The sequence below is a fragment of the Marisediminicola senii genome (assembly GCF_011057645.1).
GTDB classification, from domain to species: Bacteria; Actinomycetota; Actinomycetes; order Actinomycetales; family Microbacteriaceae; genus Marisediminicola; species Marisediminicola senii.
In genome coordinates, this window is record NZ_JAALGE010000062.1 from 1 (window position 1) to 11,998 (window position 11,998).

At 67.0% G+C, this 11,998-nt stretch carries 13 protein-coding genes and 2 pseudogenes; 2 read left to right on the forward strand and 13 right to left on the reverse strand.

The window, feature by feature from the left end:
* Positions 1-124 (reverse strand): annotated as a pseudogene (locus G5S38_RS16015) (IS982 family transposase); the annotation flags it as partial.
* Positions 125-267: 143 nt separating this feature from the next.
* Here G5S38_RS16015 and G5S38_RS14150 point away from each other — a divergent pair.
* A complete protein-coding gene (locus G5S38_RS14150) occupies positions 268-1,326 on the forward strand; it encodes an ATP-dependent DNA ligase (protein WP_165069958.1) in 1,059 nt (352 codons plus the stop codon).
* A gap of 91 nt (positions 1,327-1,417) precedes the next feature.
* On the opposite strand, the gene ligD is transcribed toward G5S38_RS14150, so the two are convergent.
* The 11 genes from ligD to G5S38_RS14205 all read right to left on the reverse strand — a co-directional run bounded on the left by ligD (position 1,418) and on the right by G5S38_RS14205 (position 9,606).
* Positions 1,418-2,443 carry a non-homologous end-joining DNA ligase gene (ligD, locus tag G5S38_RS14155; RefSeq protein ID WP_165069960.1) on the reverse strand — a complete coding sequence of 342 codons (1,026 nt, stop codon included), beginning with the start codon at positions 2,441-2,443 and terminating at the stop codon, positions 1,418-1,420.
* A gap of 71 nt (positions 2,444-2,514) precedes the next feature.
* Positions 2,515-3,165, reverse strand: a complete 651-nt coding sequence (gene rplQ / locus G5S38_RS14160; RefSeq protein WP_165069963.1) for a 50S ribosomal protein L17 — start codon at positions 3,163-3,165, stop codon at positions 2,515-2,517.
* A gap of 48 nt (positions 3,166-3,213) precedes the next feature.
* On the reverse strand, positions 3,214-4,209 hold the full coding sequence (locus G5S38_RS14165; RefSeq protein WP_165069965.1) for a DNA-directed RNA polymerase subunit alpha: 996 nt from the start codon (positions 4,207-4,209) through the stop codon (positions 3,214-3,216).
* 183 nt (positions 4,210-4,392) lie between these two features.
* The gene (gene rpsK / locus G5S38_RS14170; protein WP_165069968.1) at positions 4,393-4,791 is read right to left on the reverse strand and encodes a 30S ribosomal protein S11; all 399 of its coding nucleotides are present in this window, start codon (positions 4,789-4,791) and stop codon (positions 4,393-4,395) included.
* A 48-nt stretch (positions 4,792-4,839) separates the two neighbouring features.
* Positions 4,840-5,214 (reverse strand): 30S ribosomal protein S13, encoded by a 375-nt coding sequence (rpsM, locus tag G5S38_RS14175; RefSeq protein ID WP_165069971.1) that lies wholly within the window; start codon positions 5,212-5,214, stop codon positions 4,840-4,842.
* Between the two features lie 168 nt (positions 5,215-5,382).
* Entirely contained in the window at positions 5,383-5,496 is a 114-nt protein-coding gene (rpmJ, locus tag G5S38_RS14180; protein ID WP_030148013.1) for a 50S ribosomal protein L36, read from the reverse strand.
* Between the two features lie 66 nt (positions 5,497-5,562).
* Entirely contained in the window at positions 5,563-5,784 is a 222-nt protein-coding gene (infA, locus tag G5S38_RS14185) for a translation initiation factor IF-1 (protein ID WP_022883252.1), read from the reverse strand.
* 187 nt (positions 5,785-5,971) lie between these two features.
* Positions 5,972-7,132, reverse strand: a complete 1,161-nt coding sequence (locus G5S38_RS14190) for a mannitol-1-phosphate 5-dehydrogenase (RefSeq protein ID WP_165069973.1) — start codon at positions 7,130-7,132, stop codon at positions 5,972-5,974.
* Entirely contained in the window at positions 7,129-7,569 is a 441-nt protein-coding gene (locus G5S38_RS14195) for a PTS sugar transporter subunit IIA (protein WP_165069976.1), read from the reverse strand. The genes G5S38_RS14190 and G5S38_RS14195 overlap by 4 nt, the downstream gene beginning before the upstream one ends.
* A gap of 91 nt (positions 7,570-7,660) precedes the next feature.
* Positions 7,661-9,205 (reverse strand): PTS mannitol transporter subunit IICB, encoded by a 1,545-nt coding sequence (locus tag G5S38_RS14200; protein WP_165069978.1) that lies wholly within the window; start codon positions 9,203-9,205, stop codon positions 7,661-7,663.
* Positions 9,202-9,606 carry a PTS sugar transporter subunit IIB gene (locus G5S38_RS14205; protein WP_165069980.1) on the reverse strand — a complete coding sequence of 135 codons (405 nt, stop codon included), beginning with the start codon at positions 9,604-9,606 and terminating at the stop codon, positions 9,202-9,204. Before G5S38_RS14205 ends, G5S38_RS14200 begins: the two co-directional genes overlap by 4 nt.
* A 169-nt stretch (positions 9,607-9,775) precedes the next feature.
* Between G5S38_RS14205 and G5S38_RS14210 the strand changes: the two genes are divergently transcribed.
* On the forward strand, positions 9,776-11,692 hold the full coding sequence (locus G5S38_RS14210; protein ID WP_165069983.1) for a BglG family transcription antiterminator: 1,917 nt from the start codon (positions 9,776-9,778) through the stop codon (positions 11,690-11,692).
* A 54-nt stretch (positions 11,693-11,746) separates the two neighbouring features.
* Here G5S38_RS14210 and G5S38_RS15740 read toward each other — a convergent pair.
* Positions 11,747-11,998 (reverse strand): annotated as a pseudogene (locus tag G5S38_RS15740) (type I methionyl aminopeptidase); the annotation flags it as partial.

Genomic DNA, 11,998 nt, shown 5'->3' on the forward strand with positions numbered 1-11,998 from the left:
CGACATCGTTCAGGACCGGTTTCCGGCCCGGGTGCCCGTCTCTTGAAAAACCGAGCGCGGGCATGATCCGGTCGTCAAGATGAACGTAAAGTGTGGTCAGGAGGGTGTTGAGGTCGGTTTTCACACAGGGTTTAACACCCTCCGCCAACGATTAACAGCGACCACGCGGGGCTATCCCGATCGGGACATCGCACCGGCCACAGCGAGACCAATTAGGACTCACTCATCTAGGTGCCTGCCCCCGACGCCCCGTGCCAGTATCGACGCATGGACCAGCCAGCCGCTCCCCCGATCGAACCGATGCTCGCCAAGGCCACCAAGGCGATTCCCGAACCGGACTCGGTCGAGGGCGGCCTGAGCTACGAACCGAAGTGGGACGGCTTTCGGGCGATCGTCTCGGTGGGCGCCGACTCGGTGGAGATCGGCAGTCGCGGGTCGAAGCTGCTGACCCGCTACTTTCCCGAGCTTGTCGCCGTCGTCGCGGCCGCGTTCGACGAGCCGGTGATGCTCGACGGCGAGATCGTCGTGCGCAGCGGCGAGCCCGGTGAAGAGAGGCTCGACTGGGAGGCGCTGTCGCAGCGCATCCACCCCGCGGCGAGCCGGGTGAAGACCCTGTCGGAGGAGACCCCCGCCTCGTTCATCGCGTTCGACCTGATCTCCATCGGCGACCGGTCGCTCCTCGACGAGCCATTCTCGGTGCGGCGCGACCTGCTCGAGACGCTGATGGTGGATGCCGCGGCTCCCCTGCACCTGTCGCGAACCACGCGAGACGTGGCCGTCGCCCGCCGGTGGCTCGACGACTTCGAGGGCGCCGGCCTCGACGGGGTCATCGCGAAGCCGCTCGCGGCGCCCTATTCCCCCGGCAAGCGCACCCTGCTCAAGACCAAGCACGCGCGCACGGCCGACGTGGTGCTCACCAGCTACCGGGTGCACAAGAGCGGCGCGGGCGTCGGGTCGCTGCTGCTCGGCCTGTACGACGCGGACGGCGAGCTGCGCTCGGTCGGCGGTGCGTCGGCGTTCACGAACGTGCGGCGCATGGAGCTGATCGACGAACTGGCACCGCTGGTGATGCGCGATGAGCACGGCCAGGCGGTGACGGGCGAATCGGATCGCAACCGGTTCTCGGGCAACAAGGACGTCTCGTTCGTGCCGCTCGAGCCGACCAGGGTGATCGAGGTGCGCTACGACCAGATGGAGGGGTCGCGCTTTCGGCACACCGTGCAGTTCGACCGGTGGCGGCCCGACCGCGACGCCAGATCGTGCACCTTCGAGCAGCTCGAGCAGCCGCTCGCCTACGACCTCAACGACGTGCTGACGCAGGCTTGAGACGTCCAGCGCTTCAGTCGGCGGTCTTCTTTGCGCGGCTGGGCTGCACGCGCAGTCGACGGACTGCCTCGCCCGGCCTGGGCTTCGCCCTTCAGTCGGCGGCCCTCTTCGCGCGGCTGGGCTGAACGCGCGGCGGCTCCCCCGGCATCTTCGGATAGTCCGGCGGAAAGGGCAGCTCGCCGAGGCCGTCAGCGAGGTCGCGCTCCCACCATTCGAGCAGGGTGGCGATGTCGCCGGGTTGGTCGTGCATTCCGTGCCACGGATCACCGTTGTCATCGAGCCGGTCGGGAACGGTCGCGATCGTGAAGTCACCCGGGTTCGCGGCATCCAATTCGTCCCACGACAGCGGGGTAGAGACCGGGGCGCCGGGCAGCGGGCGGGGGCAGTACGCGCCGGCCATCGTGCGGTCGCGGGCTGCCTGGTTGTAGTCGACGAAGACGCGGTCGCCGCGCTCCTCCTTCCACCACGCGGTGGTGATGGCGTCGGGATTGCGGCGCTCGAGCTCGCGGGCCGCGGCGATCACGCCGTGGCGCACCTCGAGGAACTCGTGGGTCGGCTCGATGGGCGCGAACACGTGCACCCCGCGATTGCCGGAGCTCTTGACGTAGGCGGTGAGCCCGGCCTCGGCGAGCACCTCGCGCAGCTGGTGCGCGGCGGTCACTGCCTCCGCGAAGCCCTGCCCGGGTTGCGGGTCGAGATCGATGCGCACCTGGTCGGGGTTGTCGGTGTTGTCGGCGCGTGACGGCCACGGGTGCACGACGATGGTGTTCATCTGCACCATCCACACCGCTGCGGCGATCTCGTCGACGACGAGTTGTGGATGCGACCTGCCGCTCGGATACGTGCAGGTGACCGAGCGCACGAACTCGGGAACTCCGCGTGGCGGGTTCTTCGAGAAGAACTGCTCACCGTCGATGCCGTCGGGAAAGCGCTGCAGCGACACCGGGCGGCCGCCGTTGGCCTCGACGAATGCCGGGCCGACCGCGACGAAGTACTTCGCGAGGTCGAGCTTCGTGATGCCGTCGTCTGGCCACAGCACGCGACTGGGGCTGGAGATACGCATTTCCCGGTCGCCATCGGGGCCGGGCACGGTAAGGGTGACAGCTTCGCTCGCCATTCTCCGACGCTACACCCGGCTTAACGAGCGATGGCCCCGCTGCGGGAGCGGGGCCATCGGTGAAGCGGGTGCTACTTGGTGGTGTCTGCCTCTGGCGTGCTGTCGACGTCGGCCGAGGTGGTGTCGCTGTCGGTCGTCGGGTCGACGTCCGCGGGCGCGCCGGGTGCGTCATCGGCAGCCGGGGCGGCGGGAGTCTCCGCAGTCGCGGCCCCGGTCGTCTCGGTGTCGGTCGACTCGGTGCTGGTCGAGTCGGTGTCCGTCACATCTGCGTCGGCCGTCTCTGTGTCGGCCTCGGCGGGCGCTGCGGCAGCAGCGGTCGGAGTGGTGTTCTTCGACGTGGTGCTGCGCTTGGCCTTGGCGGTGACGGGCTCGAGAACGAGCTCCATCTGCACCATCGAGGCGTTGTCTCCCTTGCGGAAGCCGAGCTTCGTGATGCGGGTGTAGCCGCCTTCGCGCTCGGCGACGAGCGGCGCGATCTGCGTGAACAGCTCGTGCACGACGGTCTTGTCGCCGATGACACCGAGCACGCGACGGCGGGCGTGGATGTCTCCGCGCTTCGCGAACGTGATCAGGCGCTCGGCGATCGGACGCAGGCGCTTGGCCTTGGTCTCAGTCGTCTTGATGCTCTTGTGGGTGAAGAGGGCAGCGGCGAGGTTCGCGAGCAGCAGGCGCTCGTGCGCCGGCCCGCCTCCGAGGCGGGGACCCTTAGTTGGCTTGGGCATGGTGTGTTGTCTCCAGAATCAGTGTGATGTAGGCGAGTGGCCGAGGACTCAGTTGGTTTCTTCGACGTCGTCGTAGCCGCTGTAGAAGTGCGCGCCGTCGAAGCCGGGCACGGTGTCCTTGAGGGACAGTCCCATCTCGACGAGCTTGTCCTTGACCTCATCGACCGACTTCTGGCCGAAGTTGCGGATGTTCATGAGCTGGGTCTCCGACAGGGCGACCAGTTCGCTCACCGTGTTGATTCCCTCGCGCTTGAGGCAGTTGTAGCTGCGCACAGACAGGTCGAGGTCTTCGATCGGCATGCTGAGCTCGGACGAGAGAACGGCGTCGACCGGGGCCGGTCCGATCTCGATGCCCTCGGCTGCGGTGTTGAGCTCGCGGGCGAGTCCGAACAGCTCGGTGAGGGTGCGTCCGGCCGAGGCAATGGCGTCACGCGGGGTGATGGCCGACTTGGTCTCGACGTCGACGACCAGGCGGTCGAAGTCGGTGCGCTCTCCGGCACGAGTCGCCTCGACGCGGTAGGTCACCTTGAGTACGGGCGAGTAGAGCGAGTCGATCGGAACCTGGCCGGCTTCGCTGAACTCGCTGCGGTTCTGCGTCGCGGAGACGTAGCCACGTCCACGCTCGATGGTGAGCTCGAGTTCGAACTTCGCCTTGTCGTTCAGGGTGGCGATGACGAGCTCGGGGTTGTGGATCTCGACGCCCGCGGGAGCGGAGATGTCGGCTGCGGTTACCTCGCCCGCGCCCTGCTTGCGCAGGTAGGCGGTGATGGGCTCGTCGTTCTCGCTGGAGACGACCAGGCCCTTGAGGTTCAGGATGATCTCGGTGACGTCTTCCTTCACGCCGGGAACCGTCGTGAACTCGTGCAGGACGCCGTCGATGCGGATGCTGGTGACCGCGGCTCCGGGGATCGACGAGAGCAACGTGCGGCGCAGGGAGTTACCGAGGGTGTAGCCGAAACCGGGCTCGAGCGGCTCGATCACGAACCGCGAGCGGAACTCCGAGATGTTCTCTTCGGTCAGAGTGGGGCGTTGTGCAATAAGCACTAGTGATTCCTTTCGGCAAAGTGTCCGCTATTTGACACTTGGGAAGATATTGAGTTGTGAGAGTCGCGGGCCCCGATGCCGATCACGCCGGATCGACGATGCGGGCCGAAGCCGCATATCGGGGATGCCCGGGCCGAAGCCCTGGGCACCCCCGCGATGCGAAACTGCTGCTTGTGCGAACCGCTAGACGCGGCGGCGCTTGGGCGGCCGGCATCCGTTGTGTGCCTGCGGTGTCACGTCATTGATCGACCCGACCTCGAGGCCAGCGGCCTGGAGGGAGCGGATTGCGGTCTCGCGGCCGGAGCCGGGTCCCTTGACGAAGACGTCGACCTTCTTGACGCCGTGCTCCTGCGCCTGGCGCGCTGCGGACTCAGCAGAGAGCTGGGCGGCGAACGGCGTCGACTTGCGGGAGCCCTTGAAGCCGACGGTGCCGGACGAAGCCCAGCTCAGTACGGCCCCGGTGGGGTCGGTGATGGTGACGATGGTGTTGTTGAACGTCGACTTGATGTGGGCCTGGCCCACGGCGATGTTCTTCTTGTCCTTACGACGCGGCTTACGAGCGGCCGATTTTGGTGCTGCCATTGTTTTCTCCTAAAACGACTATGGCGACGACGCGGGTTGCCCCAGCGACTATCGGGCCTTCTTCTTGCCGGCTACGGTGCGCTTCGGTCCCTTGCGGGTACGAGCGTTGGTCTTGGTGCGCTGTCCACGAACGGGCAGGCCGCGACGGTGGCGAACACCCTCGTAGCTTCCGATCTCGACCTTGCGGCGGATGTCGGCTGCGACCTCACGTCGAAGGTCACCTTCAACCTTGTAGTTGCCCTCGATGTGGTCGCGAAGGAGGATGAGCTGGTCATCCGTCAGATCCTTCACGCGGATCTCTCCGCTGATCTCGGTGTCGGCGAGGACCTTGAGTGCCCTCGTGCGGCCAACACCGTAGATGTATGTCAATGCGACTTCAACGCGCTTGTCGCGCGGAATGTCGACGCCTGCTAGACGTGCCATGTCACTACTCCTGGTAATACGTGGAGGTCTGTAGCGGCTCCGGTGCGGTGGCCTCCAACCACCGGTGTCCGTCACCCTGCCGTCGAGCTGGTCGACGACGGGGATGACTTCTGGAATCGCTATGTCTGTATTCAGTTATCGCCTGCACCGGCGAACCGGCGGAGGGCGTTAGCCCTGGCGCTGCTTGTGGCGAGGGTTTTCGCAGATGACCATGACGCGGCCGTTACGACGAATTACCTTGCACTTCTCACAGATGGGCTTGACGCTGGGGTTGACCTTCATGGTGGTTCCTTGTGATCGCTGTCTTCGTACCCGCGAGATGTCGCGGGCCGTTACTTTCCAGCGGCGTTACTTGTAGCGGTAGACGATCCGGCCTCGGGTCAGGTCGTAAGGGCTCAGCTCCACGATCACGCGGTCCTCGGGGAGGATGCGGATGTAGTGCTGGCGCATCTTGCCCGAGATGTGGGCGAGTACCTTGTGTCCATTGGTCAACTCAACGCGAAACATCGCGTTGGGGAGAGCCTCGACTACTGCACCCTCGATCTCGATGACGCCGTCTTTTTTCGCCATATCCTCTTCGTCGCTAAAATATCGTCTGCTGGTCGTGCGGTGGATAGTGGCATCTGCGGCCGGGAGTCACTCCCGACACGGGCACGCCGAAGCGCGCCCAAGACACCAACGGTCAAGCTTAGGTGATATTGGCGTCTTTCGCCAGTTGCGACGTATACTCCACGGCCGCCACGCCGCTCGGGCCCGGCTACGAGCCGGCGAGCTCCCGCTTGACCCCGTCGACCTCGTCGCGCACCGCGTCGAACAGGCCGGAACCCGCCTCGAGCCCGGTGACCTGCTCGACGAATTCTTCGGCGGTGAGCTGCTCGAGCATTGCGCGCATCTCGACGCTCTCGGCATCCTCGGCATCGTAGAAGTAGAGCGCGCCACCGATGGCGCGGGTGATGGCGGGGGCCGCCATGCCGTAGCCGTCGAGGCCGACCGCCGGCGAGATGAAGCGTTCGCCGCGACCGAGCTTGCGCAGGGGGCTGCGGCCCACCCTGGTCGGGGTGTCTGGCAGGTGCGGGTTCGCGAACCGGGTGAGCACGCGCGAGACGTACGCGGCGTGGTCGGCGCGGTCGAAGCCATGCTTCGCCACGAGGTAGTCGCTGGTCTCGGCCAGTACGGCCCGCACTTCGGCGAGCACCTCGGGAATCGCGACGGCGTCGGCGATGGATGCCGCTCCCGCGCGGAACCCGTGGTACGCGGCGGTCGCGTGGCCGGCGTTCACGGTGTACAGCTTGCGCTCGATGTACGGGCCGAGGTCGTCGACGAAGTGTGCCTCGGGAATGATCGGGGGCGTGCCGCCGAATGGCGTGCCGTCGATGGCCCACTCGAAGAAGTCCTCGACGTCGACGTCGAGCCCCTTGCCTCCCGCCTGCTGCGGCACGATGCGGTCGACCGCGGTGTTGGCGAACACCGCGCGCTCCCCCACCCACTCGTCGGTGGCGTCGGGTAGCGCGTTGCGGATCTCGGCCTCGAGGATGTCGGTCGCGTTGATGGCGTTCTCGCACGCCATCACCGCGATGCGGGACGACCCGGCCGGGCGCGCGGCGATGCCGGCAGCGATGACCGGGGCGACGAAGCGCAGGATGCTGGCCCCGACCGCGGTGGTGACCACGTCGGCCGACGCGATCTCGGCGATGACCGACGCCTCGTCGCTGCGGCTGTTGAGGGCACGGTAGTTGTCGACGGTCCAGGTGCGGGGGTGCACCCCGACCTCGTGCACCTGGTAGCTGGGGGCGGCGGCGAGCGCGTCGATGACCGTGGCGTCCACGTCGGCGAAGACGACCTCGTACCCGGCGTTGTGCAGGATCAACCCGACGAATCCGCGGCCGATGTTGCCCGCGCCGAAGTGGACGGCCTTCACTTCTCGTTCACCCCGCTGAGCAGCTCGAGGATCTCTTCGGCCGACTGCGCGTCGGCGAGCTTCTGCACTTCGTCTTCGTCGCTGAAGATGATGGCGATGCCGGAGAGGATCTCGAGGTGGCCGTTCTCCTTGCCGGCAATGCCGACGACGAAGCGCACGGGGTTGCCGTTCCAGTCGAGGGGCTCGTCGTAGCGCACGAACGAGAGGGCCGACGCGAGGATGGTGTCCTTGCCGTCGTTGGTGCCGTGGGGGATGGCGAGCCCGTTGCCCATGAAGGTGGAGGTGAGCGTCTCGCGCTGCATCATGTACCCGAGGTAGTCGTCGGTCACGGCGCCCGCGGCGATGAGGATCTGCGCGGCTTCCTGGATGGCTTCGTCGCGGGTGGTGGCGGTTCCGGAGATGCGGATCTGGTCGAGTTCGAGCACCTTGTCGCTCATGGGGATTCCTATCTGTTGGCGATGCGGTTACTGCTGCACATGCGATGACGGGGCCGGGCGAACCGTGGTCCACCCGACCCCGTCGAGGGTATTACCTGTTCTGGTCGGCGACCTTGTCGACGACTTCTTCGTAGCGCGGGCTGTTCATGAAGTTGTCGACCGAGACGTGCTCGGCGCGGCCGTTCTTCTGGCGCGCCCGGTCGGTCAGCTCGCGCTGCGTGATGATCAGGTCTTCGGTTCCGTCGAGCGCGGCGATGGACTTGTTCGTCACCGTCACGCCGTCGATGCCGGCCTTCTTCATCTTGTTGCGCAGCACGCTCGCACCCATGGCGCTGGATCCCATGCCGGCATCGCACGCGAACACGATGTTCTGGATGCGCTCCGAGGTTCCGATCGATCCACCCGCGGCGGCACCGGCGGCGACGCCGGCAGCTGCGGTGGAGGCGTTCTCGCCCTTGAGGGCACCGGTGTACTCGCTCTTCTTGCCCTTGAGGTCGTCCATCTTGGCGGCGGCAGCGCTCAGGCTGTCTTCACCAGCGGCCTCGGCGGCGAGGTCACGCTTGCGCGTGGCCCGGAGGATGAGCGAGGCGATCACGAAGGTGACCGTCGCCGAGAGGATGACCGAGAGGGTGACGCCGAGGTAGCTGTCCCTGGCCGTCTGCACGAGCACCGCGAAGATGCTGCCGGGCGAGGCCGGGCTCACGAGGCCGGAGCCGAAGAGCACGTTGGTGGCGATACCGGTCGCACCGCCACCGATGAGGGCGACGAGCAGGATCGGCTTGGCGAGAACGTACGGGAAGTAGATCTCGTGGATTCCACCGAGGAACTGGATGACGATCGCTCCGGGAGCGGTCGAACGGGCGATACCGACGCCGAAGATCGAGATCGCGACGAGGAGTCCGAGGCCGGGGCCGGGGTTCGCCTCGAGGAGGAACAGGATCGACTTGCCGTCTTCTGCGGCCTGAGAGACGCCGAGCGGGGTGAGCACGCCCTGGTTGATGGCGTTGTTGAGGAACAGCACCTTGGCCGGTTCGATGATGATCGAGGCGAGGGGCAGCAGGCCGGCGTCGGTGAGGGTGCGCACCGCGGTGCCGAGCACGTCGCTGACGAACTGCACGACGGGTGCGAGGCCGAAGAATCCGACGAGCGCCATGATGAACCCGATGATGCCGGCGACGTAGTTGTTGACGAGCATCTCGAAGCCGGCACGAATCTTGCCGTCCCAGATCGAGTCGACCTTCTTGAGCACGTAGGCGGTTAGCGGTCCGAGGATGAGCGCGCCGAGGAACATCGGGGTGCCTGCGGCACCGATGATGACACCCATGGTCGCTGCGGCACCGACGACGCCACCGCGCACGCCGTAGATGGTGTGGCCGCCGGTGTAGGCGATGAGCAGGGGCAGCAGGTAGTTGATCATCGGGCCGACGAGGCCGATGTTCGCGACGCCGTCGGTCTCGCCGAAGCCGCCGAGCACGCCGACCGGGATCCAGCCCGTCTCGATGAACAGTGCGGTGATCAGGCCCCAGGCGATGAACGCCGGGATGTTGGGCATGACCATGCCGCTGAGAAATGTGCCGAAGCGCTGGATATGTACCCGCGCTCCGGTCTTCTTGACCGGTGCCGACGTCGTCGTCATGACTGTGCTCCTCTGTATTCAGTGCTGTAGGTGGTGGGAACTGATGGGGTGGGGGTGGGGCTCGGGATGGGGGCGGAGTGCTGTGCGGTGGTGCGTGCTGTCGCGGTGCCGAGTGCGGTGTCTATCGCGGTGGCTGCACCCGCGCGGTCGAACGGCACGGCCGGCATGAGCGTCGCGGTGGAGCCCGCTGCGGCGGCATCCATCGCTATTCGCTCGAACTGGTCGGCCAGGTGATGGGCCACGAGAACGATGGATGCGTCAGCGCCGGGTGATCGCAGGTCGGCGACGGTGCCCGCCTGAACCTCCAGTGCCAGGCCGCGCTCGGTGGCCAGTGCCCGCATGTGGTGGACGAGGAAGGTGCTGGATGCGCCGGCGCCACAGACCACGAAAACCCGCTGCATTCCACGCCTCCTCGCGCCATTCGTCCACGTTCTACCCATCGTGCCCGCTGGGGTGCCCTCGCACCACCAGAATGTCTTCCGCACCCCCGGAAGATGCGTCGCATGCGGGGCATTGGAGTAACCATGCGGTCACATGGATGCTGGGATACCCTGCGACAGTGGGAAGCGCATGAGTGACCGGCACGAGCGCCTGCTCGAGCACCTCGCGACCCGCGACGGGTGGGTGACCGCGGCAGAGCTCGCCGGCCGCCTCGGGGTGACCACCCGAAGCGTGCGCAGCTACGTCACCGCGGTGAAGTCGCTCGCGCACCCGCTCGAGGTGATCGAGTCGTCGACGAGCGGCTACCGGGTCAATCGCGACGATTACTCGGCGTTCCTCGCATCGCGGTCGTCGCGCACCGCCGAGACGGAGCGCCCGCGCGACAGGGTGTACCACCTGGTGCGTCGCCTCGCCGAGGCGCCGGACGGGCTCGACGTGCACGCCCTCGCCGACAGCCTGTTCGTGAGCGAGTCGACGATCGAAGCCGACCTGCGCAAGTTGAGGCGCGAGCTGTCCGGCACCGACCTGACCCTGGTGCGGCGCGGTCCGCTGGTGAGCATCACCGGGTCGGAGCAGAACCTCCGGCGGCTGCTGAGCCGCGTGTTCCGTGACGAGGGGGCGCAGGGGTTCCTCGAGCTCGAGAGCATCGAGCGCGAGTTCTCGTCGTCGAACCTCGGGGCGTTCAAGACCGACCTGCTCGAGATGCTCGATGCGCACGGGTACTTCGTCAACGAGTACGGCGTGAATCACGTGCTGCTGCACGTCGCGATCGCGGTGGACCGCACCACCAAGCACCAGTTGCCGCCCGGCCCGCAGTCGCGCGACCTGCGCCCTGGCGTCGACGACATTCCCGCCGACCTGTCGGTGCTCATCGAGACGCACTTCGGCACCCGGCTCGGCGAGGTCGACCTGCAGTACCTGGCGACCCTGCTCACCACGCGCGTGATCACCCGGGGCGGAGTGCGCCCCGAGGTGAGCGGCGCAGCGAACGTCGACCACGAGATCGACCTGATGCGCGGCATCGTCGCGCGGGTGGCCGAGGAGTACCTGATCGACCTCGACGACGAGGAGTTCATGGGGCGGCTCGCCCTGCACGTGAACAACCTGATCGCGCGGGCCCGAGACCACGCATATTCGCGCAACCCGATGTCACGGTCGATCAAGACGTCGTACCCGATGATCTACGAGCTCGCGGTGTTCATCGCGAGCGAGATCCAGCGCCTGGAACGCATCGAGATCAACGACGACGAGATCTCCTACATCGCGATGCACGTGGGTGCGTACCTGGAGCGGCAGTCCCGGCGCGAGGAGCGCGTGACCTGCGCGATCGTCACCCCGAACTACTACGACATGCACGTGCTGCTGCGCGATCGCATCGAGGCGGCGTTCGGGGTGGACCTGCAGATCGACGTCGTGATCACCCGCACCGACGTGGAGTGGTCGGAGCTCGCCAGCGATGTGGTGGTGACGACGATAGCGGCGGGTGCGCAGGCCGACAACGTGGTCGTCGTGCAGCCGTTCCCCACCGAGCACGACCTCGACGCGGTGCGCCGCGCGATCGCCAGGGTGCGCCGCCAGCGTCGCCGCGCCCGGCTGAAAGAAGACCTGCTGCACTTCTTCGACGAGTCGATGTTCCTGCGCAACGTGCCCGCGGAGAGCGAGAACGCGATGATCCGCATGCTGGGTGACCGCATGATCGGGGCCGGGGTCATCGGTGCCGATTACGTGACGGGGGCCATCGACCGGGAGCGCATGTCATCCACCGCATTCACCGACACGCTCGCGGTGCCGCACTCGATGGCGATGTCGGCGGAGCGCACGGCGATCTGCATCGCGGTGAACGAGACCCCGATGGACTGGGGAGACAGCAGGGTGAGCGTGGTGGCGCTGATCGCGTTCAGCGCGAGCGACCGGGCCACGTTCCAGGCGATCTTCGACCAGTTCGTGTCGGTGTTCGCCGATGGCGACGACGTGCGGGAGCTGATTCGGCGCTCGGTCGACTTTCCGTCGTTCATCGAGGAGATCGTGCGGAGCATGGACAAGTAGCCAGCCCCGCCCTCGGGCTTGGTCCCTGCGGCTGCGTGACTGCCCGGCTGCGCCTTACGGGATGGGTACGGGCGTCACGCCGAAGGGGGCGAGGCCCGCCGCTCCCCCGTCGTGCGCGGTCAGCACCCAGATGCCGTCGGCGTGCACGGCGACCGAGTGCTCCCAGTGCGCGGCGGCCGAGCCATCGGCGGTGACGACGGGCCAGTCGTCGTCGGGCGGCGCGGGGGCGGTGCCCCCCGGGGGGGCCATTGGGTCGATGGCGACGGCGGGTCCAGGGTTTGCGGCGGGCCCCGGGCCGCGCGCCCG